We start from the raw sequence: 23,852 nt of genomic DNA on the forward strand, positions 1-23,852 counted from the left end.
TTCCTTCCGCGATGGCACGTCTGCGTGTGGGCGCGGCACGTGGCCAGGCAAAAATAAGAAAAGCGCCATCATCTGCCACAAGGACTACACCTTATGCTGTTACGATTCAGTCAGTTAACTACCCACAAAGGCGCCGAACTGAGCGCGATAGAACACGCCGTTCCGATGATCGTATTCTCGCCCGATGGCACGGTATTGCGCGCCAACGATCTTTTCCTCAACACGCTGGGATTTCAACGCGATGACGTGATTGGCCGGCATCACCGTATTTTCTGCGATCCGAACTATGTTGCCAGCCCGCTATACCGCAAACATTGGGAGACGCTGAATAAGGGCCAACCCATTACGGACACCATAAAGCGCATCGCGAAAAACGGCGAGGCGGTGTGGCTGCAAGGCACCTATGCGCCGGTGCTGAATAAACAGGGTAAGGTGGTGGAGATCGTCAAGATTGCCAGCGAAGTGACCGAGCGAGTGACCCAGGCGCAGGAGCATCGCAGCCTGCTGGCGGCGCTGAATCGATCGATGGCGATGATCGCTTTCACGCCGCAGGGCACCATCGTCAGCGCTAACGACAATATGCTGGCGCTGATGGGCTATCGGCTGGAAGAGGCGTGCGGGCAGTCGCATGCGGTGCTGTGCCCGCCGGAGTTCGCCAATTCCGACGATTATCGGCGGCATTGGCAGCGCCTGGCGCGCGGCGAGTTCATCACCGGGCGTTTTGAGCGCCTCAACCGGCGCGGCGAACGGGTATGGCTGGAGGCCAGTTACAACCCGATCCTCGACAACGAAGGCCAGGTGGTGAAGGTGGTGAAGATTGCCCAGGACATCACCCGGCTGATGCAACAGCAGCAGCATGAAGAAGAGATGGTGCGCAACGCGCATCATCTGTCGCTCGATACCGATCGGCAGGCGGCGCAGGGCGCGATCATCGTGCAGCAGGCGGTGAAAGGCATGCAGCAGGTCGAAGCGGCGGCGCGCGAAACCTCGGACGTGGTCACCGAGCTGGGCAAGTGTTCTCAGCAGATCGGCACCATCGTCGAAGCCATTCGTAAAATCGCTTCCCAAACCAACCTGCTGGCGATTAACGCCTCGATCGAAGCCGCCCACGCCGGCGAGCACGGGCGCGGTTTTGCGGTGGTGGCCAACGAAGTGCGCACGCTGGCGGAACAGTCGCGCAAGGCGGCGACCGAGATCGAACGCATGACCAAGTCTATCCAGCAAGGCGTGGCGGCGGCGATTGCCGGCATGGCAACCTGCGTGGAGCAGGCCGGCGGCGGCGTGGCGCTGACCCATGACGCCGGTGAAGTGATCAACCAGGTCAACATCGGCATGCACGACGTGGTGAAGCTGATGCAGGCGTTTGCATCGGTGAAGCAGAGCGACGCGCTGCACTGACTTTTCATCGCGCCGCCCGCCGAAAACGGGGGCGGCGTTTTTATCTTCCCGCCGATTCGCACGCCGTTGAGCCGTGGTTCAATTTTTCCGGCCTATGCTATCCTTAAATATGAACGAACGTTCGTTCATATTCACTCGATGGCGCCAGGCGCCCCCTTCACCGTTTCGGGAGCTGCCGATGGGAAACCGAGAAAAGATTGTCGAGGCCGCGCTGCACAGCTTTACCCATAGGGGATTTCACCAGACCAGCATGCGGGATATCGCGCAGGCGGCGGGCGTCAGCGTCGGCAACCTCTATAACCACTTTACCGGCAAGGAAGCGTTGATCGGCGAGATCGCGCTGCTGGAAAACGGCGTATTCGCCGAGTTTGCCGCCGGGCTGCGGGCCGACAGAACGCGGCCGAAGCAGGCGCTGTCGGCCTTTTTCACCGCCTATCACGCCTTTGTCGCCGAGCCGGCCAATGTGCAGCTGTCGGCTGAGATCGTGGCGGAGGTGGCGCGCAACCCGGCGTTGGCCGAGCCGTTCAGCGCCAACCAGCGGCAGCTGATTGAGGCGCTGGCGACGGTTATCGCCGAGGCTCAGCAAACCGGTGAGATCGCACCGGCGATAGCGCCGTTGCCGCTCGCGCAGCTGGTGCTGGACGCGATCGAAAGTCAGGCCTGGCGGCAGGCGATCTTTACGTCGCCTGCGCCGGAGGAGACCACGCCGGTGCGGCTGTTGGAACAGCTGCTCTACCGGCATCCCTAGTCGAGGTGGATATGCTGCACATTGAGCCGTACCGCGATGCTGACCGCCTGCAAACGGCGGCGCTGATCTACGCCGCGTTCTGCGACAAGTTTCAGCGCGCGCGCCGTCTGAGCGCCCGCCTTCAGTGGCGTTTGTTCTATCGGCTATGGAGTTGGAAGCAAGGCGGTAGCCGGGAGCGCAGCTTTGTGGCGAAGCAGGATGAACAGGTGGTGGCGGCCTTTGCCCTCAATGCGGCCGCTGGCGAGAACAGCGCCGGGCGGTGTCCGCGCACCTTGCCGATTTGGCGGCTGTGCCGCCGCTATGGCTGGCTGAACGTTTGGCGCATGTATCTGCAAATGGCGGTGTTGCGGCACACCCCGGCGGCCGATGAACTGTATCTCTCTTACCTGGCGGTGGCCGAGAGTCAGCGTGGCAAAGGGGTGGGCAAGCGGCTGCTGCAGTGGATGAACGACTACGCTGCCGGGCAAGGCGCGGGCCGACGCCTGAGCCTGCACGTCAGCCGGCGCAACGTGGATGCGCTGCGCCTGTATCGGCGCTGCGGTTTTCAGGTGCGGCGAGAAGAGCATTACGCTGCGTTGGGATGGCTGTTCGGCCAGGCCGACTGGGTGTTGATGGAGAGACGCTGCGGGGAGGCGACGTGCGCAAAATAGGATTGTGCAGCGTGGCGCTGTTCCTGCTGGCGTTCGGCTGGGTCATTTTCGTCAACGACTTTCGCTTCGTCACTGAACCGGTCACGGTGACCGCCGGCGGCAACCGGCTGACCGGCACGCTGGTGTTGCCGCAGCATGCGCCGGTCAAGCCCGGCGTCGTGGTGTTCGTACACGGTGATGGGCCGGCTAACGCCAGCCGCGACGAAGGCTATTACGGCATTTGGGAGGCGATGGCGCAGCAGGGCTACGCGGTTTTATCCTTCGATAAGCCGGGCGTTGGCGGCTCCGGCGGCAACTGGCTGCATCAGACCATGGCGGATCGCGCGCGGGAAACCGCCGATATCATCGACTGGGCCCGGCGGGACGGGCGCTTCGATGCGCGCTGCGTGGGGCTATGGGGCACCAGCCAGGCGGGGTGGGTGATGCCGGCGGTGGCGCGTTTGCGCCCCGACATCGCCTTCACGCTGGCGCTGGCGCCGGCGATCAACTGGCTGCGGCAAGGGCGTTATAACACCCGGGCGGCGATGGCGGCGGCAGGGGATGATGAAGCGCTGATCCAGGCGCGCGAGGCGCATTGGCGCCACATTCAGACGCTGCTCGAACAGCCGGACGGCTACGCGCAGTACCGCCGCGAGTATGGCGCCGCCGCTGCATTGAGCGCCGACCGCTGGCACTTTATCCGCGCTAACATGGCCAGCGACGCGACGGCGGAATTGCGGCATTTCACCACGCCGGTGCACCTGATCCTGGGCGGGCGCGACGTCAACGTGGACGCGGACGAAACCGAGCGCGTGTATCGGCAAACGATCCCGGCCTCGCTGCTGACGGTGACGCGCATCGACGAGGCCGATCATGTGATGATCAAACCGTTGTTCGCCCGCCATCCGTGGCTGATCAACGTGGTTGGCCTGTTTGCGCCGCGCTCGGTGCAATACGACGCCTACCGACAGGACGTGGCGGCCTTTCTGGCCGCTCAGCCCTGCGGGCGCTAACCGCCGGGGACCGAGGGCGGCGCCTGTTCTTCGTGCGGCTGCGGCGCGCGGGAGATCTGCATCGCCTGCTGCGGCATGCCGATGCCGGCCCGATCGAAATGGATTTTCACCAGCCGATCGAGGGCGTACTGGACCACCCACTGTTTCAGCGCCTGCGTGCGCACCGTCACGCGGGTGGTGAACGAGCGGTCGCCCAGCGCCACCACGCCGTTGAAGACCGGCTCGCCAATCAGGAAATGCTTCACCTGTTCATCTTGCTTCAGCGCCGCGATGGCCTGATGCAGCACTTCATTGACCCGATCGATATCCTCGTCGCGGCTGACGGTGTAGTTGGCGCGGTATACCCCGAATTCGCGCGCATAGTTGGCCAGCGTAGTGATCGAGGAGTACGGCACGATGTGGTAGACGCCGTAGTCGTCGCGCAGGCCGATCGAGCGAATGGTCATGCGCTCCACGGTGCCGGTGATGCCGCTGACGGTGACGTATTCGCCGGTGTTCATGCCGTTTTCGAACTGGATGAACACGCCGGTGATCACGTCTTTCACCAGCGTCTGGGCGCCGAAGCTGATAGCCAGCCCCAGCGCGCCGGCGCCCGCCAGCAGCGGCGCGATGTTCAGCCCCACCTGCGACAGCACGATCATCACGGTAATGGTGCTGATAACGATGGCCAGCACGTTGCGAAACAGCGTCAGCAGCGTGCGTTCGCGTGCGCTCGGCCGCACGCCGTTGCTCAGTTCCAGCGCCAGGCGGTGCTCGATGATGCTGGCCATCAGCGTCCAGCTGAAGACGGCGATCAGCAGGATCAGCAGGATATGCACCAGCCCGCCGAGCGTTCGCTGGCCATTTTCGCTGCCCGCCCACTGGTACAGGTTGATCAGGTGCCAGGCATCGAGCAGGAACAGCGTCACCGCCAGCACCACCATCACCCGCAGTATCTTCAGCCCGTTGGGGATGTAGGAGTTGATGCGCCGCTCGAGCATCGGATAGCGCAGATTAACGTCGGTCGGCAGCGAAATGCGGCGGAAAATCCAGCGGGTCAGCATGCCGGACAGCAGAGCGCCGACGCCGACCACCAGCAGGCTTTTCACCGTGGCGCTCATCATAAAGCGCAGGCTGTTGCCGATGTCGAACTGGGACAGCACGAACAACACCAGAAAATAGGCGATCGCCAGCAGATGCCAGATATGCCCCAGGCCGCGCAGGATCGCGCTGAAAAACGCCATCGACCGTTCGGCCAGCAGGTTGATCTGTTGCTGTATCGGCTTGCGGTTGTGCAGGATCAGCCAGATGGCGTACAGCGTCAGCGCCAGCATCACCACCAGATTGACGGCGGCGGCGGCCGGGTAGCTGATCTGCACCGCCACCACCGGCACCACCACCATCAGGCCGTAGCCGATCAGGCCGCTGAGCCAGGCGAGGCGCGTGTTCCAGTAGCGCGCGCTCTGGTCGCTGAAGGGGAAGGGGCGCAGGTAGTCGAAGTTGGGGGCGAAAATCAGCCGCAGCACCGCTTTGAAAAACTCAATCACCGCGAAGGCGCTGAGAAACAGGGTCTGCAGCCGCAGAATGGTGGCGCTGTCGGCGTGGACGTGGCGGGCGAACAGGTTGCCCGCCGCCAGCGCCAGCAGCAGCACCAGCAGATCGACGGCGAAAGCGCCGAGAATGGCGGCGGGGCGCTTATACCACGGGCCGCGCTGTAGCCGCGCGTTGTGCCCCCAGCTGCCCATGCGTTTGTACAACGGCGCGATCAGCCGCCGGATCAGGTGGAACAGCGCAAAGGTGACCGCCACCGTCAGCAGAAAGTAACCCAGCGCGCGGAAAAAGCCGGCGGGATTGAAAACGCGCTTCGGACCGGAGTCGATCAGCTTTTGCAGCGCGCCGAGCTTCTGGTTAAAGGTGCCGATGCCCTCCTGCGCCAGCGAGTTCAGGCTGTCGCTCAGCGTGGCCGGCGTTGATTCCTCCGGCGTTGTTGGGGCGGCGGCGGGGGCGTCGCCGGCGGCCTGTTTCAGGTGGTTGATGAGTGCCGCGCGCGCTTTGTCGTCTTGCAGCAGATCGGCCAGCGCGGCGTAGGCGGCCTTCTGCTGCTCGCTCTTGTCGGCGGGCGCGGGCGGCGCGTTTTGCGCCAGCGCCGGTGGCGCGAAGACGTTCAGGGTCAGCAACAGCAGCAGGAAAAGCAGGTGTTCTCGCAGATGAGAACCTCGTCGGGAGTCTGCGTTTGGCGGCATTGTTCCTCTCTTTGGCGTTCTGTGATCGGCGGATGTCAGAGCAATACGATGAAAAACAATGAATATAGTAGGAAAGGTGGCGCGATGTGGCGTGGGAACGCGTGCGGAATGAAAGCGGCGGGCGCGTGGCGCGCCCGCCGTGAAACCGCCAGGATCAGGATACGTGCTGCAGGAACTCCTGCAGACGCGGGCTTGGCGGATGGTTGATCAGGTCGTGCGGGTTGCCGTCTTCGGCAATCCGGCCCTTATCGATAAAGATCAGGCGCGACGCCACTTTTTCGGCAAAGCCGACTTCGTGGGTGACGATGACCATCGTCATGCCTTCCTCGGCCAGATCCTGCATCACCTTCAGCACTTCGTGGCGCAATTCCGGATCGAGCGCGGAGGTCGGCTCGTCGAACAGCATCATTTTCGGCTTCACCGCCAGCGCGCGCGCAATCGCCACGCGCTGCTGCTGCCCGCCCGACAGTTCGGACGGGTAGTGGTGGGCACGCTCCGCCAGACCGACCTTGGCCAGCAGCTCGCGCGCCAGCTTTTCCGCATCGGACTTCTTCGCGCCGCGCACGCGGATCGGGCCGAAGGCGACGTTTTCCAGCGCCGTCAGGTGTGGGAACAGGTAGAACTGCTGGAACACCATGCCGGCTTCCTGGCGGATCAACCGATCGTCCACTTTCGGATCGTTGGCTTTCAGGCCGTCGACGATCAGATCGCCGCTGGTGACCTCTTCCAGCTTGTTGATGCAGCGCAGCAGGGTGGATTTGCCGGAGCCGGACGGCCCGATGATCACCACCACTTCGCCTTTGTCGATCTTCAAATCGATGTTATGCAGCACCTGGGTTTGGCCAAAATGCTTGGAGACGTTTTTAAATTCAATCACAGGATTTTCATCCTTCTTTCCAGACGACGCAGCACGAAGCTCAGCACCAGGGTAATAATCAGATAGATAACCGCCACGGCGCTCCAGATTTCCAGCGCGCGGAAGTTACCGGCAATAATTTCCTGACCCTGACGGGTCAGCTCCGCCACGCCGATCACGATGAACAGCGAGGTGTCTTTGATGCTGATGATCCACTGGTTGCCCAGCGGCGGCAGCATGCGGCGCAGCGCCAGCGGCATAATGACGTAGCGGATGGTTTCGCGGCGCGACAGGCCGAGCGCCAGGCCGGCCTCGCGGAAACCGTTATGAATCGACAGCACCGCGCCGCGGGTGATTTCCGCAATGTAGGCGCCGGAGTTGATCATGATGGTCACCACCGCCGCGGTGAACGGATCGATGCGCAAATCGGTGAACGCCATCGGCAGGGCGAAGTAGATGAACATCACCTGCACCACGATCGGCGTGCCGCGGATCACTTCGATAAACACCAACGCGATGTGGTTGGCGATCCAACCGCCGTAGGTGCGGGCAAAGCCGGCGACGAGGCCGATGATCAGGCCGCCAATCAGACCGAGGACCGAAATCCACAGGGTCATTTTGGCGCCCTCTAACAAGATAGGAATGGCGGGCCAGATGGCGCTCCAGTCGAACTGCATGATATTTCTCCCGGTGATCCCGAACGTGGGTATCAGATACAACGAAGCGCAGGGGGGGTAAGCGCCCCCCTGTGCTTAAGTTAATAGCTTGCCAAATTCACAGCTTACTTAGGTTCGGTGCCGAACCACTTCTTGTAGATCTCGTTATAGGTGCCGTTCTCACGCAGGGTCTTCAGCGCGCCGTTCACCTTCTCGCGCAGCTCGTCGCTGCCTTTAGGGAAGGCGATGCCATACTGCTGTGCTTCCAGCGAATCGCCTACGGTTTTGAATTTGCCGGCGCCGGCCGTCTTGATGAAGTACAGGATGTTTGGCGTGTCGTGCAGCACCGCATCGGCGCGCTTGGTGCCCAGCTCCATGTAGGCGTTGTCGATGTTAGGGAACTGACGCAGATCCTTGGTTTTGATGTGCTGCTTGGCGTAATCCACCGAGCCGGTGCCGCTCTTCACCGCCACCACTTTGCCGTTCAGATCGTCGATGCTTTTCACGCTGTTGTTGTCGGCGTTGACCATCACCAGCAGGCCGCTCTTGTAGTAGCCGTCGGAGAAGTCGATGGCTTTCTTGCGCTCATCGGTGATGGTGATGCCGGCCAGCGCCAGATCGACGTTTTTGGTCTGCAGCGCCGGAATGATGCCGCCGAAGTCCATTGGCTTCAGGGTGTAGTCCAGCTTCAGCTCTTTGGCGACGGCGGCCCACAGGTCGATGTCGAAGCCGACGTATTTGTCGCCTTGTTTGAACTCAAAAGGAACGAAAGCGGTGTCGGTGGCGACCACCAGTTTGTCTGCTGCGTGGGAACTTACGGCAAAGGCCAGAGAGAGTGCGGCCAGGGAGACTTTAAAAATCGACTTCATGAGAGGAATTCCTGTACAGGTTGCGGATTACCCATTTTTTATATTGCAGTTGGTGCCATGAAAAAATCGTGCCATGTTTTCAACTACTATAAAAACAAAGAGTTATTGCGTGATGTTGTGCCGTAAAGGCGAATTGTTATGGTTATGCACCAAGGTGAGGCACCAAAATGGTGCGTAAGAATTATCTTGGTGCACGGGGCTATCATTAACCAAACTTTGGCTGTGAAACAACCGTTCTTTAACGTTTTTGCTTCAATATTGATAACTAACTCTAACTTTCATGATGCACTGACGGTGCAAGCGGAGCCGCGAGCGGCGAAAAGGGGGGGCAGATAATGCTAGCGCAACTGGCTGTCTTTGCTGCCGCGCCGGTTATACAGGCTGGCGGCAGCGTGTTTTTTGTCTTGTTCGGTCTGGCAGGCGAGGCAAAAACGCACGCCGGTTAACGCCTTGCGGCGTGCCTCGGGGATCGGCTCTCCACATTCCTGGCAATAGCGCTCGCTCTCGCCGTGCCCGAGCGCTTCACGCGCGCGCTGCACCGCATCGTCGACGGTGGAATCAATCTGATCTTGTACGGCGCCGTCCGCCGCCCAGCCGCTGGCCATCATTACCTCCCGACAAAGGAACCTTACCGTTTAATATGGGCCGTTTTTTGTACAATGCAACGGCCGCGCAAAAGAAAACAGGCCGGGCGAAGCCCAGCCTGTTCTGCCCGGAACGACGGGCGCTCTGCAACTTTTTAGCGTTATTCGATGTTGGATTCGATGAACCACAGGAACTTGTCCAGATCGCGCGAGGCGGCGGTGAACATGTCGGCGGTATCTTCGTCTTCCACTTCGGTAATGGCTTTACGGATGTCATTCGCGACCGCGCCGTAGCGATCGGCCAGCGCTTTCAGGTGCTCTTGCACGCTGTGGATATTGGTCGGATAGCTTTTCAGCGGCGTGCGATCGTTAACCACCTGTACGGTGCCCAGTGCCACGCCGCCCAGTTGCACCACGCGTTCGGCGAAGGTGTCCTGATGCTCGATGATGGCGGTGCGGAAGCCGTCCAGCATTTCATGGACCGCGATGAAGTTTGCGCCGCGCATGTTCCAGTGCGCCTGCTTGGTGATCAACGAAAGATCGATGAATTGCACGACCTGATGGTTCAGCGCCTTGATGGCGGCCAGTTTGACTTTTTCGTCCAGATCGTTACGGGTATACAGCAGATCAGAAGATTTCGTTTTCACCAGTTTAGCGGTACTCATATCAGATATCCTCTTGATTAGTCGTTGTCCTATTTCGTTACGGGATCAATTATAGCAGGGGTATTTATTTTTGCCGCACGAAAATGGCTATTGCACAAATAGGAATGGCCGAATGGCACTATTTTTATTTGTTTTTTGTTTTTGTGTAACTTTATGAAAGTTATTGTTATTTCAATTTAAGTTATTATTTATGTCAGTGAAGATTTACCCCTGTTATTTTATTTTCTGGCGGCATGCGGGTTCGGCTAAATATCTGCTTTGTTATCGGGGTGTTAATTTCAAGCCTATTCAGATTGATAGCCGTAATTGATGCGGATAAAGTAAGGGAATTAACCCCGGACTTTATTGGCGAATGATGAAAATTAACGTCGTCGGCACCAGCGGCAGCGGTAAAAGCACCCTGGCGCGTCAACTGGCGGAACGGCTTGACGTTCCCTATATCGAGATGGACAGGCTCTATTGGCGGCCCGAGTGGCAGGGGACGCCCGATGATGCGTTTCTGGCGCGGCTTGAGCAGACGCTGGCCGAAGCGGGAGGAGGCTGGGTGCTGGACGGCAACTACAGCCGCACGCAGGCGATCAAGTGGCGCGAGGTCGATTATATCCTGTGGCTGGACTACGGCTTCTGCCGCACGCTGTGGCAGGCCGTGCGCCGCGCGTGCCGGCGCGCGGCCAGCAAACGCGAGCTGTGGCCGGGCACCGGCAATCGGGAAAGTTTCCGCCGTTCTTTCTTCAGCCGCGAGTCGATCGTGCTGTGGACGATCCGCACTTACTCGAAGAACCGGCGAAAATACCTGGCGGAGATGGCCCGTACCGATGCAGGGCGCCGTTTCAAGCGCTTGCGCTCTCCCCGCCAGGCCGCCGATTTTCTACGGACGCTGCCGCAGGTTCACAGCAGCAGGCGGTGATGGATCCTCACTACCGCTTTCTTGATGTGCTGCGGCCGCTGCCACAGGCAGCCGGTTTTGTGCGCTTCCATCTGGAAAAAGATCGCGAACATGCCGTGCGTCATGTGCAGCGTTTGCGGGTGGCGTTTGATGTCCAGCAGCAGAAGGTCGCTATTTTCCGCGTGGGGATGTTCGCGGTGCCAGTCGCCCGCCAGGCCGTATTCGATGCGTTCTTCGCCGCTGATCAGCAGATGCAGCGCGATGTACTCCTGATGCATTTCGGCGCGCTTTTCCGCCGCCGGCACGGTGGTCAGCGTCATCACGTCCATAAAGATGTTGTCGCCGTCGATCGGGTGATGGCCCAGCGCCAGTTCGGGCAGGTCGCATCGGCGTAACTCGGTCAGGGTTGAAACCAGCGCCGGCGCGAGTCCGCGGCCGAAGCGGGGGTTGAACAGGCTGTTGTGAATCACTGTTATTCTCCATGTGAGCGAAAGTCCAAAGAGCCTGCGATACAGGCTAAGGGGAAGTATGCCGATTTGTCACGAGGAAAACAGTTAACCCGCCTGCATTCCGACGTTGCGGTCGGCAGGCGAGTCAGGCGATCAGGAAAGGCTTTCGAGGCGCGGCTTGGGGCGAATGGTCAGGGCGGAGCCCATGGAGGCGGCGATAATCGCCGCCAGCGCCAGCCATTGCACGCCGCTCAGGTGTTCGCCGAGGAACAGCATGCCGGACAGCGCCGCCATCGCCGGTTCGAGGCTCATTAAGGTGCCGAAGGTGCGCGCCGGAATTTTGGGCAGCGCGATGATCTCCAGCGAATATGGCAGCGCGGTGGAGAGGATCGCCACCGCCAGCGCCACCGGCAGAATATCGAGGTTGAACAGCACGCTGCCGGTTTGCCAGGCGCCGATCGGGCAGAACACCAGCGCGGCGATCAAGGAGCCGAGCGCCACCGTACCGGGGCCGTGATCGCCGCCGGCCTTCTGGCCGAAGATGATATAGACCGCCCAGCAGGCGCCGGCGCCGAGCGCACAGGCGGCACCGAACGGATCGATCCCGCCCACGCCGTGGCCGAGCGGCAACAGGAACCATAACCCGGCGATCGCCAGCGCCACCCAAAGAAAGTCGATCGGCCGGCGCGACGAGAACATGGCCACCGCCAACGGGCCGGTAAACTCCAGCGCCACGGCGATGCCGAGCGGCACGGTGCGCAGCGACAGGTAGAACAGGTAGTTCATCGCGCCGAGCGACAGGCCGTAAATCAGCAGCGGCAAGCGGCTGCCGGCGACGATGCGCATACGCCACGGGCGGAAGATAATGAACAGAATCAGGGTGCCGATGAACAGGCGCAGCGTCGTAATGCCTTCGGCGCCCACGATCGGGAACAGGCTTTTGGCCAACGAGGCGCCGCTCTGGATAGACACCATGGCGATGATTAACAGACAGATGGGCAGCAGCGCGGAGGGCGCTCTGCCGGAAGTAGATAACGACATCCTTAACGAGCCTTTTTTGCGCCGTTCCTCAGCCTTGAGAAAACGGTCGAAACGGGGATGCGAGCAGTGTAAATGAAATGGCGAAAATCTGTCTGAGAAAAGCGCGCATCGCGGTGAAATCCGCCGATCCTCGGATGAGATGCAGCGGATTTGGTCAAAAAGTGCGCTTTTTCTTAAGAATTATCTGGATATTAAATTGGTGATTTTTGTCACAGAAAGCCGTAGAATACGGCCGAAAATAGAGCGAAAAGAAGCAGATACACTGTTCTTGAAATCTTCTGTTACACGATATAAAGCTTTAGACACTCATTTCAAGGCAGAGTTTCACGCTAATTTTTGTTATATTTTCAAAGCATGAACAAATGGATGTACTTAATAATAAAACGCGTTTGAGGTGGTTATGAAAAAAATTGCATGTCTTTCCGCAGTAGCAGCTTGCGTATTAGCAGTTAGCGCAGGTACCGCATTCGCTGGTCAGAGCACCGTATCCGCTGGCTATGCGCAGGGTGATCTCCAAGGCGTTGCTAACAAGGCCGACGGTTTCAACCTGAAATACCGTTACGAGTTCGACAACAACCCACTGGGTGTGATCGGCTCCTTCACCCACCTGGAAAAAAATCGTTCTGAAAACGGTTTCTACAAGAAATCTCAGTACGATTCCATCACCGCAGGTCCAGCTTACCGCTTCAACGACTGGGCGAGCATCTACGGTGTGATCGGTGTTGGCTACGGCAAAAACATCGACAACGCCCAGGCTGGTGGTAACAAAGGTGGCAACAGCGACTACGGCTTCACCTACGGTGCCGGTCTGCAGTTCAACCCAATCGAAAACGTTGCCCTGGACGTTGGCTACGAGCAGAGCCGCATCCGCAGCGTGGACGTTGGCAGCTGGAATGTTGGCGTAGGCTACCGCTTCTAAGATTTCTTCATGCCTGCGGGCGTGAATGCGCGGCACAGGTTGCCGCGCGGATAAAAAATCCGCCTTCGGGCGGATTTTTTTTATCTGTCATTGGCCGCCGCGCCCCGTCGGCTGCGTCGAAAAGCGTGCGCTGCGGGCATCGCGCTCATAGCCTTGCGGTTCGGTCAGTAAACCGTACAGCTCGGGGCGGCGTCCGTAAATCCAGCGGCGGCCGGTGCTGAGCGGGATCAGCGTCAGATCGAGATCGGCGCTGACCATCCGGTCTTCCGCCGCCCAGGTCTCCGCCACGATGCGGCCGTAGGGATCGAGGATCATCGCATTGCCGGTGCGTACCTCATCGTCATCGCGGCCCACGCCGTTGCTGAACAGCAAAAACAGCCCGTTGTCGTGAGCGCGCGAGGGCAGCCAGCGCATCAGCCAGCCGCGGCCGTGTTCGCCGCGAAAGGCGGCTTCTATCGCCTGCGGATCTTCCGCCCGCCGCTGCCACAGCGCCTGTGGGATCGGCTTCATGCCGTGCGGGCTGCGCGAATGGGTGCCGCCGGTCTGGTGCGGGGCCATCAACACCTCCGCGCCCAGCAGCGCCGTTGCGCGCACATTCTCCACCAGATTGTTGTCCCAGCAGATCAATACGCCCACGCGCACGCCCCAGGGGGTGTCGAATACGGTATAGCGATCGCCGCTGGCGATAGCCGGGTGTTCGAAGGCGTGCAGTTTACGGTGCACATGCAGCGCGCCGTCCGGCAGGCATACGGCGTAGGCGTTGTAGCAACGGCCGTCGTCGCCCAGCTCGATCAGCCCGACGCCGATCGCCATGTTGTATCGCTCCGCCAGCGGGCGAATGCGCGCCAGCGAAGGGCTGGCGGCGATCGGTTCCGCCAGCGCCCGCACTTCGACGTCGGACAGATGGCGCACGTGCCAATAGCCGGTGATGCACATTTCCGGGAAGGCCAGCAGCTGTACCTGCTGCTCGGCCGCCTGAGCGATAAAGCGCTCAATGATCGACAGGTTGTAATTCTTATCGTTGGCGCGATGCTGGAACTGCACCGTGGCGGCGCGCAATGAGATGGTCATGGTGTCTCTCCGGTTAGGGTCTGCGTTGATTACAGCAGGTGGATTGATTACTGTATAATCAATTAAATTCCCTATTTGATAACCTGATGGAATGGACATAAAACAACTGCGCGCCCTGGTGGCGCTGGCCGAGCAGGGCAACTATCGACAGGCGGCGAGCCGGCTGTGCATCAGCCAGCCGGCGCTGAGCAAGCAGATTCAGGCGCTGGAAACCCAGCTCGGCGTTCGATTGTTCGAGCGTGGCCGACAGGGCGCGGTGCTCACCGCCGGCGGGCAGCGGCTCTACCCGGAGGTGCAGGCGCTGGTGGAACAGTACCAGCAGTTTCAGCGGCGCGCCCGGCGGGTGGCGCTCGGGGAAGCGGGGCGGCTGGCGCTGGGATTTGGCCTCTCCAGCTTTCATCTGGCGCCGCAGCTGGTGGCGGCTTTTCGCCAACGGTTTCCCGAGGTGGCGATCGGCCTGGAGGACATCCCGTCGGAGCGGCAGTATCAGTTGCTGTTACAGGGGGAGTTGCAGGCGGGGTTCGTGCGTTTGCCGGTCAATACGCCGCTGTGCGGCGTGGCAATGCTGAGTGACCGGTTGGTGCTGGCCGCGCCGGGCGCGCTGGCGCTGCGCGCCGACGATCTGATGGCGCGTTTCAATCAGCTGCCGCTGTTGCAGTTGACTCCGAAGCGCGGGCGCGGGCTGAGCGATCAGTCGCTGCGGTTTATCGCCGCTCACCGCTTGACGCCGAACGTGGTGCAGCAGGCCGGCGATATTCAGACGCTGTTGGCGCTGGTCGCCGCCGGCGTCGGCGTTGCGCTGCTGCCGCACAGCATCACGCATATCGCGCCGGCCGGCATCGACATTTTACCGCTGAGCGGCGAGGAAACGGAGTGGCAGGTCGGTATCGCCTGGGACCCGCAGCGCGCCGACGCGCTGCGGGACAACTTTGTTCAGACGGCGTTGGCGATGCAACGCGGTTAGGTTTTAGAGCGGGCAATGCATCACGACGATCGGGCTCTGGTGATACTCGCTGCGGCGGCTTTCGCTAAAGCCGACTTTTTTCGCCAGCGCCAGCGAAGCCTGGTTTTCCGGCGAGATGATGCAGACGGTTTTCTCCCCCGGCAGGTGCGTTTTACCCCAGGCCAGCGCCGCCCGCAGTGCCTCGGTGGCGTAGCCTTTGCCGTGCGCAGAACTCACCAGCGTCCAGCCCATTTCCGGCGCGTCGAGCGCCGGGGTGATATCGCGCAGGCCGTCGAAGAAGCCGATGCTGCCGAGGTACTCGCCGCTCTGTTTGTCACGCACCGCCCAATTTCCATACCCCAACAGCGCCCAGTGGCCAGCGTAGCGCATCAGGCGCCCCCAGGAGTCTTCCCGGTCGCGCGGCGTGCCGCCGATATAGCGTACCACCAGCGGATCGGCCCACAATGCGGCCAGCGACTCGAAGTCGTCCAGCCTGTGCGCGTCCAGCCGCAGGCGTTCGGTGACAAGCGTTGGCGCGGTGTTGATTACGGTCATGTTGCTGCTCCTGCACAGGGTGAAAGGCGATGAAAAACAACGGCGTTCAGTATGCCAGAGAAATCACACCGCCAGCCACAACAGCCAGGTGAACAGAAAGCCGCTCAGGCCGAGCAGGGTGGTCAGCACCGTCCAGGTTTTCAGGCCGTCGGCCACTGACAGCCCCAGATAGCGCGTGACGATCCAAAAACCGGAGTCGTTGACGTGGGAAAGCCCCAGCCCGCCGAAACAGGTCGCCAGCGTCACCAGCACCAGCTGCAGCTGATTCAAGCCGCTGACCGCCTCCGACAACAGGCCGCCGGTGGTCAGGATCGCCACGGTGGCGGATCCCTGCGAAGCGCGCAGCGCCAGCGAAATGATAAAGGCGGCGGGCACCAGCGGCAGGCCGATGGCCGTCAGCACCTCCGCCAGCGCCTTGCCGACGCCGGATTCCACCAGCACCTTGCCGAACACGCCGCCCGCGCCGGTCACCAGGATCACCACCGCAGCGGTCGGCAGCGCAGCGCCCATCACATCGCTGGCGTGTTGCAGGCTCCAGCCGCGGCGCAGCGCCAGGAAGTAGAAGGCCAGCAGCAGGGCGATCATCAGCGCCACCGCCGGCGAGCCCAGCAGCGACAGCGTATCGCGCAGCGCCGAGCCGGCAGGCAACAGCGTGGCGGAGACGGTGCCGAGCATGATGATGGCGATCGGGATGACGATCAGCGCTGCCACCAGCCCGGCGCCGGGCTGGTTGATGCGATCGCTGAGCGGCGCTTGCCCTTCCGGACGCGGTTCCGGCGCCGCCAGCTGCAGCTGTTCCAGCACCTCTATCGATAACGGATAGGTTTTGCGGTTGAGGTAGTTGGCGGCGAAATAGCCGATCGCGCCGACCGGAATACAGATCGCGAAGCCGATGATGGTCAGCCAACCGATGTCGGCGTTGAGCAAACCGGCGGCGGCCACCGGGCCGGGGTGCGGCGGCAGCGCGACGTGGACCGTCAACATCACGCCGGCCATCGGCAGGCCGAACTTCAGCGGCGACACTTTGGCGACCTTGGCGAAGCCGTAGATAATCGGCGCCAGAATGATAAAGCCGACGTCGAAGAACACCGGAATGCCGAGGATAAACGCGGCGAGGGTCAGCGCGGCGACGGTGCGTTTCGGCCCCAGCCCTTGGCTGAAGCGCTGCGCCAGCGACTCGGCGCCGCCCGAGTGTTCGATCATGCGGCCAAGCATCGCCCCCAGGCCGATGATGATGGTCACCGAGCCGAGCACGCCGCCCATCCCGGCGGTCATCACTTTCATTACTTCACCGGTCGGAATGCCGCTGGCCAACGCCACCAGCAGACTGACCACCAACAGCGCGACAAAGGGTTGCACCTTCGCCTTGATGACCATCAATAACAGCAGCACCACGCCGAGAACGGCAATCAGCAACAGCAGAGAGGTAGACATGAAAAAAGCCTTTCGTTGGGTAAGCGTTGGGCACCGCGATCGCCGCGTGGCGATACGGGTGCGTTTCATTGTTATAAAATCGATTTCCTGGTGTCGGCGGCGGCGTTAGCGGTAAGGTTTCAGCCAGCCGAGCCCGGCGGCGGTGTCGCCGCGCGGCCGGTATTCGCAACCTACCCAGCCTTGATAACCGAGCGCATCCAACTTGTCGAACAGCCACGGGTAATTCAGTTCGCCGTCATCCGGCTCATGGCGATCCGGCACCGAGGCTATCTGGATATGCGCGTAGCGCCCGGCCAGCGTTTCCAGCAACCCGCTGATATTGCCATCCACTAACTGCGCGTGGAAAAAGTCGAACTGAATGAACACGTTCGGTCTCTCGATAGCCGCCACCGCCTCCGCCGCCTGATGTTGACTGGCGAACAGGTAGTCGGGTTTGACCGGTGGGCTGAGCGCTTCGATCAGCACCTTGACGCCGTGCGGGGCGAAGGCGTCGGCGGCATAGCGCGCATTGGCGATAAAGGTGTCGAGATAACGCTGCCGGTCCGCGCCCGCGGGTACCACGCCGGCCATCAGGTGCACGCAGGGGCAGGCGAGGGCGATGGCGTAGGCCAGCGCGCGATCGATATCGGCGCGAGCATCCTGCTCGCGGCCCGGCAGCGCCGCCAGCCCCCATTCGCCGGCGGCGACATCGCCGGGCGCGGTGTTGAACAGCACCTGTTGCAGGCCGTGTTTGCGCAGTTTTTCCGCCAACAGCTCGGCGGGATGCTCGTAAGGAAACAGGAACTCCACCGCGTTGAAGCCTTGTTCGGCAGCGGCGGCGAAGCGCTCGAGGAATGGCACTTCGTTAAACATCATCGATAAATTGGCGGCAAATTTAGGCATGGGTCAGCTCCGTAATTCGGCAATTTCATCATCGGTCAAATAGCGGATCGGACGATCGCCGAGGGTGAAGATCAGCCGCGCCGCATCTTCCATCTCTTCGGTATTGTCCGCCGCCGCTCGCAGGTCTTTACCCGTCACCACCGGCCCGTGGTTGGCCAGCAAAAAGGCGCGGTGGGTGGGCGCCAGGCGGGCCAGATCCTGCGCCAGCCTTTCGTCGCCGGGGCGGTAGTAGGGCACCACCGGCACCTTGCCGACGCGCATCACCACATAGGGGGTGAACGGTTTGATGGCGTTGTCGACGTCCAGCCCCTGCAGGCAAGAGAGCGCCGTGAGGTAGGTGCAATGCAGGTGCACCACCGCTTTGCATTCCGGGTTGTTCAGATACAGCGCGCGGTGAAAGCTGATCTCTTTCGACGGCTTGTCGCCGGACAGCCAGTCGCCGTTCAGGCTCACTTTAGACAGGCGGTCGGCCTGCAGCTCGCCGAGACAGGAGCCGGTCGGCGTCGCCAGCAGCGCGCCGTCCGGCAGCAACAGCGAGAGGTTGCCGGCTGAGCCGGTGGCGTAACCGCGTTGGAAAAACGAGGCGCCCAGGCGCACCATCTCTTCTCGTGCCTGCTGTTCGATGGTCGTGGTCATACTGGAAACTCCGTTTGCGCGCGCGCGAAGAAGGCTTCATCGCCAAAATTGCCTGATTTCAATGCCAGGGAAATGGCCCGATCGCTGGCGCGCACCCAGGGAACGCCGGGGGAAATGCTGGGGCCGATATGGAAGCCGCGAATGCCCAGCGCCTGCGTGACCACGCCGGAGGTTTCGCCGCCGGCGACGATAAAGCGGCTGAATCCCAACTGGCGCAGTTGCACCACCAGCTCGGCGAACAACGCCTCCACCGCCTCGCTGGCGGCGCTACCGTACTGCCGTTGCGTTTGCTGCAGCGCTTCCGACGCTGCGGTGGCGTAGATCAGCGGGGCAAGCGCCTCCCCGGCGTGACGCTGCGCCCAATGCGCCAGCTCGGCGGCGTAGGCGGCGCGCGCCTGCGGATCGAGACAGCGGCCGATATCGATGGCCTGCGCCGCCGCGCGTTCGCGGTAGTGCGCCACCTGCCGGTTAGTCATGACGGAGCAAGAACCGGACAGCACCGCCGCTTTCTCGCCCTGCGGCGCGCCGGCCGCCTCTGCCGAACGCTCGCCGTTCTGCGCCCACTGCCGCGCCAGGCCGATCGCCAGGCCCGAACCGCCGGTCACCAGCTTCATCGTTTTCAACGCTTCGCCCTGGCTGAGCAGATGCCGTTCGTTGAGCGTATCCAGCACCGCGTAGCGCACGCCTTCCTGCGCCAATTGCCGCAGTTTCTCGCTGATCGCCCCGGCGCCGCGATCCATTTCCGCCGCCGTCACCAGCCCGCAGCGCCCGGTGGCCTGGGATTCCATCAGGCGCAGCAGGTTGCTGTCGGTCATCGGCGTGACCGGGTGATGACGCATGCCGGATTCGGACAGCAGCTGTTCCCCGACGAACAGGTGGCCCTGATAGACCGTGCGGCCGTTTATCGGCAACGCCGGAGATACCACAGTGAAACTTTCCCCCAGCGCGGCGAGCAGGGCGTCGGTCACCGGGCCGATATTGCCCTGCGCGGTGCTGTCGAAAGTGGAGCAGTATTTGAAGTAGAACTGGCGGCAGCCCTGTTTTTGCAGCCAGGCCAGCGCCTGCAACGACAGTTCGACCGCCTGCTCTGCCGGGCAGGAGCGCGATTTCAGGCTGATGACCGCCGCCTGCGCGCTGACCGGCGTTTCGTCTTGCGGCACGCCGTTCAACTGCACCGTCGGCAGGCCGTTTTGCACCAGAAAACTGGCGATATCGGTCGCGCCGGTAAAATCATCCGCGATTACGCCGAGCAGCATCAGATTGCCTCCTTTTTCTGCGGCAAATCGATGCCGGCAAAGATTTTGATTACCGCACTGTCGTCTTCTTTACCGTAACCGGCGTTGCTGGCGGCGGTAAACATGGTGAAGGCGGTGGAGGCCAGCGGCAGCGGGAAGTGCAGCGCCTTGGCGGTATCGGCCACCAGCCCCAGATCCTTGACGAAGATATCCACCGCCGATTTGGGCGCATAGTCGCCGTCGACCACGTGGCGCATGCGATTTTCGAACATCCAGGAGTTGCCGGCGGCGTGGGTGACCACGTCGTACATCACGTCCAGCGGGATGCCGGCGCGGGCGGCCAGCGCCATGGCTTCCGCTCCGGCGGCGATGTGTACCCCGGCCAACAGCTGGTGGATGATTTTAACCGTCGCGCCCAGGCCGATCGCCTCGCCGATGCGGTAAACCTTGCCGGCGATGGCGTCCAGCACGGGTTGCAGGCGCTCGAAGGTGGCGTCGGCGCCGGCGGCCATCACCGTCATCTGGCCTTCCTCCGCCTTGGCCGCTCCGCCGGAAACCGGCGCATCCAGCATCGGCAGCCCGTAGTCCAGCAGCCGTTGCTCGATCTGTTTGGCGTCATCGGCGGAAATGGTCGAAGAGACCATCACCGCGGTGCCCGGCTTGAGCTTTGGCGCCAGGCCTTGTTCGCCGAACAGGATCTGCTTCACCTGGGCGGCGTTCACCACCAGCAGCAGCACGGCGTCCAGTTCGGCGGCGAAATCGCGCGCGCTGGTAGACGCGTGTTTTGCGCCGGCCTGTTGCAGCGCCGCCAGCGCCTGCGGATTCAGGTCCGCCCCGTAGGTGGTCAATCCGGCGCGGAGGCACGAGCGCGCCGCGCCCATGCCCATCGCGCCCAGCCCAATGACGCAGACGGCATAATTCCCTGGGTGTGTCATACTGCACTCCTGTTAATTTTAGTGATAATTTGTTTTGTTGTGTTAAATGTAAGCGCTTGACGGCCGTTTATCCGCGATCGATATCACAATAATTAACAATGTGTGAGACGAATTCTTCGTACGGTTTCTGGCCTGTATCAACATTATTGTTATGTTTTTAAATAAGTTTATGTTTTTCTGGCGTCACTGCGCGCGCCGTCACGCCGCGAAAAATTAGGGCTATCGGCGAACGAAAATTGACGTAAAATCACAATTATTATCACCGCAGCAACGAGAGGGAACCGTGATACCTGTAGAACGCCATCAACAAATTCTTGCGCTGGTATCCGAACGCGGCGTCGTCAGCATTGCCGAGCTGACCGAACGGCTGGGGGTGTCGCATATGACGATCCGCCGCGATTTGCAAAAGCTGGAGGAACAGGGCGCGGTGCAGTCGGTCTCGGGCGGCGTGCAGGCGCCCGAGCGGGTGGCGAGCGAACCTTCGCATCAGGCCAAAGAGGGGATGTTCAGCCGGCAGAAAATCGCCATCGGCCGGCTGGCGGCGCGGCAAATTCCCGCCAATAGCTGTATTTATCTGGATGCCGGCACCACCACGCTGGCGCTGGCGAAGCAGATCGGTGAACGTGACGATTTGACGGTGGTGACCAACGACTTTGTCATCGCCGGCTTCCTGATCGAACACAGCCAGTGCAGAATCATCCACACCGGCGGCACCGTGTGCCGGGAAAACCGCTCCTGCGTCGGCGAAGCGGCGGCGCAGGCGCTGCGCGGTCTGTTTATCGATCTGGCGTTTATCTCCGCCTCTTCGTGGAGCATGCGCGGCCTGTCGACGCCGAACGAAGACAAGGTGATGGTAAAGAAGGCCATCGTCGAGGCCAGCCGCCGCTGCATTCTGCTCAGCGACACCTCGAAATACGGCAAGATCGCGACCTACCTGGCTCTGCCGATCGCCGCCTTTGACGCCGTCATTACCGACGAGGGGCTGCCCGCCGCCGCGCGGGAGGCAATCGAGCAAGCGGGGCTTGCGTTGCTGACGGCAGGGGAAGAAGAGTAAGAACGAACCGGAGTCAGGATGAAAGTTCGGTATCGATGCCACATGCGGGCGGTTCACTTGCTTCAACGCCGCCGCGTTCACGCCATTCGCGGCGCCTTTGTTCCCACCACTCTTCGTGGAAGGCTTGCATCTCTTTCAGGCGTTGTTCCTTAACGTGCTGCTGGTAAGTATGGGGTGTTATGGGGGTTATGCGGGATTTCGATGACATAGAGGCCGTCCTTTATAAACTCTATTTTGTATGAATAATGCCCTTTTTCAGCGTGTTTTTTCAACAGGAAATCATAAATTTTAGCTAATGCTGGCCTTAACGGTGCACTGAAGATGATCCTGGCATGATACTGATAAGCAAACTTGAGAAGGGTTTCCCCGATGCCAACGACGAATAAACGTTCGCGTTGGAGAAGGGTGTAATGCATTGCGGTATAGGTATCGAAAGCTGAGCGCTGGTGCTTGCTTGCGTCGCTCAGCGCCTTAACATCATAAAACTCCAGAGAGAAAGCATTATCGAGGAGAGTAGTGTCCACATACACTGGGGCAAACCAATGGTGCATGTTTTGCCCAATTTTCTTGAAATCCAAATGATAGATGGCCGTTTTACCATCACTTTTTTCTTACAGTAATCTGATACCTGTATGTGTCTGCTATCCCTGTGTGTGACTCCCTCACATCAATCTCCATGATGAAATCCTTTTTACTATTATTTTTCCTATAGTTATCCCCTTTGTGACGAACCGATTATTAACTGCGGCGGAGAAGACCCTCCAGCCGCCGATGGAGCTTATGCGCAGCACCGCGCAAAACTAAATGCCGCTGAACCAGTTGTAGCCCTGATCTTCCCAATAGCCGCCCGGATTGACGTCGCTGACGAAGATGGCGGCGATATGTTTGGCGTTTTTGAACCCCAGCTTGGTGGGCACCCGCAGCCGCAGCGGGTAGCCATAGTCCGCCGGCAGCGCCTTGCCGCCGAAATCCAGCGCCAGAATGGTCTGCGGGTGCAGCGCGGTGGCCATGTCGAGGCTGGAGTAGTAGCGATCGGCGCATTTGAAGCCGACGTAACCGGCATTCAGATCCGCCCCGACGTGCTGCAGAAAGGTGCGCAGCGGCACGCCGCCCCATTGGCCGATGGCGCTCCAGCCCTCAATGCAGATCAGACGCGTGATCTGGCTTTGCTGCGGCAGCCGTTGCAGCTGTTCCAGCGTCCAGGGCGCTTTTTTCTCCACTTTCCCCGCGACCTCAAGCCGGTAGCCGGCCAGATCGATCTCGGGGACGTTGTATTCCGGGTAAAACGCGTTGAAGGGGAAAGGCTGGGTAATCTGATCGGGCCGGTAAGTTTGCGCCAGCCGCTGGCCGCTGAACAGCCAGGCCTGCACCCGGTCGTTCCAGCGCGACATGGCCCACAGCACCTTATCCACCCGATCGCCGTCTTGCAGGTTGCAACCGGTGAGCATGGCGATGCCGCCCAGCGTCAGGCCGGAGCGCAGCATCAGGCGGCGCTGCAGATTGACCAGCTGCTTTTTTTGGTCCGGTTCCAGTTTTGGCGCGGTTGCCCGCGGCTTTTTCTCATTCATGTTTGCCACCCGTTATCATCGCCCACAGCGTTTTGGGCACGACGATCACCATAAAGACGTGGATCGCCACGAACAGGCCGATGCCGACCATGGCGAAGAAATGCACGTAGCGCGCGAAATCGAAGCCGCCAAACAGGGCGACCAATCCCTGCAGCTGAACCGGCTTCCAAATCGCCAGGCCGGACAGCACCAGCAATAGGCCCAGCGCCAGCACGCCGAGATACATCAGCTTCTGAATGGCGTTGTAGTGGCCATGCCGGTGGCGCAGGCGCAGCGTCAACGCCAGCCAGATATCCTGCCGCAGCGCGCCGACGCGAAGCGGCAACAGATCGCGGCGAAAATGGCCGCTGAACAGGCTCCACAGCAGATAGCAGGTGGCGTTGAGCGCCAATAGCCACATCACCGCCAAATGCCAACCAATCGCGCCGCCCAGCCAACCGCCCAGCGTCATCTGCGGCGGAAAGCGGAAATCGAACAGCGGCGAGGCGTTATAGATCTCCCAGCCGCTCATAAACATGCACACCATGGCGAACAGGTTGATCCAATGAGTGATTCGAACCGGCCAGCGATGCACCGGCCGCGACGCGTTGGGTTTCATGGCTTT

At 61.0% G+C, this 23,852-nt stretch carries 26 protein-coding genes; 8 read left to right on the forward strand and 18 right to left on the reverse strand.

What is annotated here, in order from left to right:
- The first annotated feature begins 93 nt into the window (after nt 1-93).
- The 4 genes from SSARUM_RS07045 to SSARUM_RS07060 all read left to right on the forward strand — a co-directional run bounded on the left by SSARUM_RS07045 (nt 94) and on the right by SSARUM_RS07060 (nt 3,788).
- A complete protein-coding gene (locus tag SSARUM_RS07045) occupies nt 94-1,398 on the forward strand; it encodes a methyl-accepting chemotaxis protein (RefSeq protein ID WP_060429764.1) in 1,305 nt (434 codons plus the stop codon).
- 178 nt (nt 1,399-1,576) lie between these two features.
- Nucleotides 1,577-2,146 (forward strand): TetR/AcrR family transcriptional regulator, encoded by a 570-nt coding sequence (locus tag SSARUM_RS07050; protein ID WP_033653404.1) that lies wholly within the window; start codon nt 1,577-1,579, stop codon nt 2,144-2,146.
- An 11-nt stretch (nt 2,147-2,157) separates the two neighbouring features.
- The gene (locus SSARUM_RS07055) at nt 2,158-2,796 is read left to right on the forward strand and encodes a GNAT family N-acetyltransferase (protein ID WP_060426527.1); all 639 of its coding nucleotides are present in this window, start codon (nt 2,158-2,160) and stop codon (nt 2,794-2,796) included.
- Complete coding sequence (locus SSARUM_RS07060; protein WP_060429766.1) at nt 2,784-3,788, forward strand: alpha/beta hydrolase family protein; 1,005 nt, start codon at nt 2,784-2,786, stop codon at nt 3,786-3,788. Before SSARUM_RS07055 ends, SSARUM_RS07060 begins: the two co-directional genes overlap by 13 nt.
- Here SSARUM_RS07060 and ybiO read toward each other — a convergent pair.
- The 6 genes from ybiO to dps all read right to left on the reverse strand — a co-directional run bounded on the left by ybiO (nt 3,785) and on the right by dps (nt 9,640).
- Complete coding sequence (ybiO, locus tag SSARUM_RS07065) at nt 3,785-6,010, reverse strand: mechanosensitive channel protein (RefSeq protein WP_039566892.1); 2,226 nt, start codon at nt 6,008-6,010, stop codon at nt 3,785-3,787. The genes SSARUM_RS07060 and ybiO overlap by 4 nt on opposite strands.
- 154 nt (nt 6,011-6,164) lie before the next feature.
- Nucleotides 6,165-6,887, reverse strand: coding sequence for a glutamine ABC transporter ATP-binding protein GlnQ (glnQ, locus tag SSARUM_RS07070; RefSeq protein ID WP_004939230.1), 723 nt, complete (start codon nt 6,885-6,887; stop codon nt 6,165-6,167).
- The gene (gene glnP / locus SSARUM_RS07075; RefSeq protein ID WP_004939229.1) at nt 6,884-7,543 is read right to left on the reverse strand and encodes a glutamine ABC transporter permease GlnP; all 660 of its coding nucleotides are present in this window, start codon (nt 7,541-7,543) and stop codon (nt 6,884-6,886) included. The genes glnQ and glnP overlap by 4 nt, the downstream gene beginning before the upstream one ends.
- Before the next feature lie 104 nt (nt 7,544-7,647).
- A complete protein-coding gene (gene glnH / locus SSARUM_RS07080; protein WP_004939223.1) occupies nt 7,648-8,391 on the reverse strand; it encodes a glutamine ABC transporter substrate-binding protein GlnH in 744 nt (247 codons plus the stop codon).
- Between the two features lie 338 nt (nt 8,392-8,729).
- Nucleotides 8,730-8,996 (reverse strand): DksA/TraR family C4-type zinc finger protein, encoded by a 267-nt coding sequence (locus SSARUM_RS07085; protein WP_033637659.1) that lies wholly within the window; start codon nt 8,994-8,996, stop codon nt 8,730-8,732.
- Between the two features lie 140 nt (nt 8,997-9,136).
- The gene (dps, locus tag SSARUM_RS07090; RefSeq protein ID WP_004939215.1) at nt 9,137-9,640 is read right to left on the reverse strand and encodes a DNA starvation/stationary phase protection protein Dps; all 504 of its coding nucleotides are present in this window, start codon (nt 9,638-9,640) and stop codon (nt 9,137-9,139) included.
- Nucleotides 9,641-9,995: 355 nt separating this feature from the next.
- On the opposite strand from dps, the gene SSARUM_RS07095 reads away from it, so the two are divergent.
- Nucleotides 9,996-10,547, forward strand: a complete 552-nt coding sequence (locus tag SSARUM_RS07095) for an AAA family ATPase (RefSeq protein WP_033647478.1) — start codon at nt 9,996-9,998, stop codon at nt 10,545-10,547.
- Here the strand turns inward: SSARUM_RS07095 and SSARUM_RS07100 are convergent.
- Nucleotides 10,529-10,996, reverse strand: coding sequence for a NanQ anomerase/TabA/YiaL family protein (locus SSARUM_RS07100; protein WP_033646871.1), 468 nt, complete (start codon nt 10,994-10,996; stop codon nt 10,529-10,531). The genes SSARUM_RS07095 and SSARUM_RS07100 overlap by 19 nt on opposite strands.
- 132 nt (nt 10,997-11,128) lie before the next feature.
- Entirely contained in the window at nt 11,129-12,016 is an 888-nt protein-coding gene (rhtA, locus tag SSARUM_RS07105; RefSeq protein WP_004939202.1) for a threonine/homoserine exporter RhtA, read from the reverse strand.
- 400 nt (nt 12,017-12,416) lie between these two features.
- On the opposite strand from rhtA, the gene ompX reads away from it, so the two are divergent.
- Nucleotides 12,417-12,935, forward strand: coding sequence for an outer membrane protein OmpX (ompX, locus tag SSARUM_RS07110; RefSeq protein WP_033637662.1), 519 nt, complete (start codon nt 12,417-12,419; stop codon nt 12,933-12,935).
- Between the two features lie 87 nt (nt 12,936-13,022).
- Here ompX and SSARUM_RS07115 read toward each other — a convergent pair whose 3' ends face one another.
- Nucleotides 13,023-14,006: a nitrilase family protein gene (locus tag SSARUM_RS07115; protein WP_039566890.1), complete on the reverse strand. Its 984-nt coding sequence runs from the start codon at nt 14,004-14,006 to the stop codon at nt 13,023-13,025.
- Nucleotides 14,007-14,097: 91 nt separating this feature from the next.
- Here SSARUM_RS07115 and SSARUM_RS07120 point away from each other — a divergent pair, with 91 nt between their 5' ends.
- Entirely contained in the window at nt 14,098-14,970 is an 873-nt protein-coding gene (locus tag SSARUM_RS07120; RefSeq protein ID WP_060429765.1) for a LysR family transcriptional regulator, read from the forward strand.
- Between the two features lie 3 nt (nt 14,971-14,973).
- On the opposite strand, the gene SSARUM_RS07125 is transcribed toward SSARUM_RS07120, so the two are convergent.
- From SSARUM_RS07125 to ltnD, 6 genes are all read right to left on the reverse strand, one after another.
- Nucleotides 14,974-15,504 carry a GNAT family N-acetyltransferase gene (locus SSARUM_RS07125; protein ID WP_033637665.1) on the reverse strand — a complete coding sequence of 177 codons (531 nt, stop codon included), beginning with the start codon at nt 15,502-15,504 and terminating at the stop codon, nt 14,974-14,976.
- A 63-nt stretch (nt 15,505-15,567) separates the two neighbouring features.
- Complete coding sequence (locus SSARUM_RS07130; RefSeq protein WP_060429768.1) at nt 15,568-16,938, reverse strand: GntP family transporter; 1,371 nt, start codon at nt 16,936-16,938, stop codon at nt 15,568-15,570.
- A gap of 105 nt (nt 16,939-17,043) precedes the next feature.
- A complete protein-coding gene (otnI, locus tag SSARUM_RS07135; RefSeq protein WP_060429770.1) occupies nt 17,044-17,820 on the reverse strand; it encodes a 2-oxo-tetronate isomerase in 777 nt (258 codons plus the stop codon).
- 3 nt (nt 17,821-17,823) lie between these two features.
- Nucleotides 17,824-18,456 carry a 3-oxo-tetronate 4-phosphate decarboxylase gene (otnC, locus tag SSARUM_RS07140; RefSeq protein WP_033637668.1) on the reverse strand — a complete coding sequence of 211 codons (633 nt, stop codon included), beginning with the start codon at nt 18,454-18,456 and terminating at the stop codon, nt 17,824-17,826.
- Nucleotides 18,453-19,712, reverse strand: coding sequence for a 3-oxo-tetronate kinase (otnK, locus tag SSARUM_RS07145; RefSeq protein ID WP_080430340.1), 1,260 nt, complete (start codon nt 19,710-19,712; stop codon nt 18,453-18,455). Before otnK ends, otnC begins: the two co-directional genes overlap by 4 nt.
- The gene (gene ltnD / locus SSARUM_RS07150; RefSeq protein ID WP_033646860.1) at nt 19,712-20,626 is read right to left on the reverse strand and encodes an L-threonate dehydrogenase; all 915 of its coding nucleotides are present in this window, start codon (nt 20,624-20,626) and stop codon (nt 19,712-19,714) included. The genes otnK and ltnD overlap by 1 nt, the downstream gene beginning before the upstream one ends.
- 283 nt (nt 20,627-20,909) lie before the next feature.
- Here ltnD and ygbI point away from each other — a divergent pair, with 283 nt between their 5' ends.
- Nucleotides 20,910-21,680, forward strand: coding sequence for a DNA-binding transcriptional repressor YgbI (gene ygbI / locus SSARUM_RS07155; protein ID WP_033637671.1), 771 nt, complete (start codon nt 20,910-20,912; stop codon nt 21,678-21,680).
- 149 nt (nt 21,681-21,829) lie between these two features.
- On the opposite strand, the gene SSARUM_RS07160 is transcribed toward ygbI, so the two are convergent.
- The 3 genes from SSARUM_RS07160 to SSARUM_RS07170 all read right to left on the reverse strand — a co-directional run bounded on the left by SSARUM_RS07160 (nt 21,830) and on the right by SSARUM_RS07170 (nt 23,846).
- Nucleotides 21,830-22,231, reverse strand: coding sequence for a hypothetical protein (locus SSARUM_RS07160; protein ID WP_223181937.1), 402 nt, complete (start codon nt 22,229-22,231; stop codon nt 21,830-21,832).
- Nucleotides 22,232-22,480: 249 nt separating this feature from the next.
- Nucleotides 22,481-23,248: a molybdopterin-dependent oxidoreductase gene (locus tag SSARUM_RS07165; RefSeq protein ID WP_033637672.1), complete on the reverse strand. Its 768-nt coding sequence runs from the start codon at nt 23,246-23,248 to the stop codon at nt 22,481-22,483.
- Nucleotides 23,241-23,846: a cytochrome b/b6 domain-containing protein gene (locus SSARUM_RS07170; RefSeq protein ID WP_033646856.1), complete on the reverse strand. Its 606-nt coding sequence runs from the start codon at nt 23,844-23,846 to the stop codon at nt 23,241-23,243. The genes SSARUM_RS07165 and SSARUM_RS07170 overlap by 8 nt, the downstream gene beginning before the upstream one ends.
- Between the last annotated feature and the right edge of the window lie 6 nt (nt 23,847-23,852).

The sequence above is a fragment of the Serratia sarumanii genome, assembly GCF_029962605.1.
GTDB lineage: Bacteria > Pseudomonadota > Gammaproteobacteria > Enterobacterales > Enterobacteriaceae > Serratia > Serratia sarumanii.

What these genes read in the sequence shown, in the direction of transcription:
- SSARUM_RS07050 (WP_033653404.1), top strand. Translation starts at nt 1,577, where the DNA reads ATGGGAAACCGAGAAAAGATTGTCGAGGCCGCGCTGCACAGCTTTACC.
- SSARUM_RS07165 (WP_033637672.1), bottom strand. Translation starts at nt 23,248, where the DNA reads ATGAATGAGAAAAAGCCGCGGGCAACCGCGCCAAAACTGGAACCGGAC.
- SSARUM_RS07160 (WP_223181937.1), bottom strand. Translation starts at nt 22,231, where the DNA reads ATGCACCATTGGTTTGCCCCAGTGTATGTGGACACTACTCTCCTCGAT.
- SSARUM_RS07085 (WP_033637659.1), bottom strand. Translation starts at nt 8,996, where the DNA reads ATGGCCAGCGGCTGGGCGGCGGACGGCGCCGTACAAGATCAGATTGAT.
- otnK (WP_080430340.1), bottom strand. Translation starts at nt 19,712, where the DNA reads ATGCTGCTCGGCGTAATCGCGGATGATTTTACCGGCGCGACCGATATC.
- rhtA (WP_004939202.1), bottom strand. Translation starts at nt 12,016, where the DNA reads ATGTCGTTATCTACTTCCGGCAGAGCGCCCTCCGCGCTGCTGCCCATC.
- SSARUM_RS07125 (WP_033637665.1), bottom strand. Translation starts at nt 15,504, where the DNA reads ATGACCGTAATCAACACCGCGCCAACGCTTGTCACCGAACGCCTGCGG.
- SSARUM_RS07130 (WP_060429768.1), bottom strand. Translation starts at nt 16,938, where the DNA reads ATGTCTACCTCTCTGCTGTTGCTGATTGCCGTTCTCGGCGTGGTGCTG.
- SSARUM_RS07095 (WP_033647478.1), top strand. Translation starts at nt 9,996, where the DNA reads ATGAAAATTAACGTCGTCGGCACCAGCGGCAGCGGTAAAAGCACCCTG.
- otnI (WP_060429770.1), bottom strand. Translation starts at nt 17,820, where the DNA reads ATGCCTAAATTTGCCGCCAATTTATCGATGATGTTTAACGAAGTGCCA.
- ybiO (WP_039566892.1), bottom strand. Translation starts at nt 6,010, where the DNA reads ATGCCGCCAAACGCAGACTCCCGACGAGGTTCTCATCTGCGAGAACAC.
- SSARUM_RS07045 (WP_060429764.1), top strand. Translation starts at nt 94, where the DNA reads ATGCTGTTACGATTCAGTCAGTTAACTACCCACAAAGGCGCCGAACTG.
- ltnD (WP_033646860.1), bottom strand. Translation starts at nt 20,626, where the DNA reads ATGACACACCCAGGGAATTATGCCGTCTGCGTCATTGGGCTGGGCGCG.
- glnH (WP_004939223.1), bottom strand. Translation starts at nt 8,391, where the DNA reads ATGAAGTCGATTTTTAAAGTCTCCCTGGCCGCACTCTCTCTGGCCTTT.
- dps (WP_004939215.1), bottom strand. Translation starts at nt 9,640, where the DNA reads ATGAGTACCGCTAAACTGGTGAAAACGAAATCTTCTGATCTGCTGTAT.
- SSARUM_RS07115 (WP_039566890.1), bottom strand. Translation starts at nt 14,006, where the DNA reads ATGACCATCTCATTGCGCGCCGCCACGGTGCAGTTCCAGCATCGCGCC.
- otnC (WP_033637668.1), bottom strand. Translation starts at nt 18,456, where the DNA reads ATGACCACGACCATCGAACAGCAGGCACGAGAAGAGATGGTGCGCCTG.
- SSARUM_RS07055 (WP_060426527.1), top strand. Translation starts at nt 2,158, where the DNA reads ATGCTGCACATTGAGCCGTACCGCGATGCTGACCGCCTGCAAACGGCG.
- SSARUM_RS07120 (WP_060429765.1), top strand. Translation starts at nt 14,098, where the DNA reads ATGGACATAAAACAACTGCGCGCCCTGGTGGCGCTGGCCGAGCAGGGC.
- glnP (WP_004939229.1), bottom strand. Translation starts at nt 7,543, where the DNA reads ATGCAGTTCGACTGGAGCGCCATCTGGCCCGCCATTCCTATCTTGTTA.
- ompX (WP_033637662.1), top strand. Translation starts at nt 12,417, where the DNA reads ATGAAAAAAATTGCATGTCTTTCCGCAGTAGCAGCTTGCGTATTAGCA.
- SSARUM_RS07170 (WP_033646856.1), bottom strand. Translation starts at nt 23,846, where the DNA reads ATGAAACCCAACGCGTCGCGGCCGGTGCATCGCTGGCCGGTTCGAATC.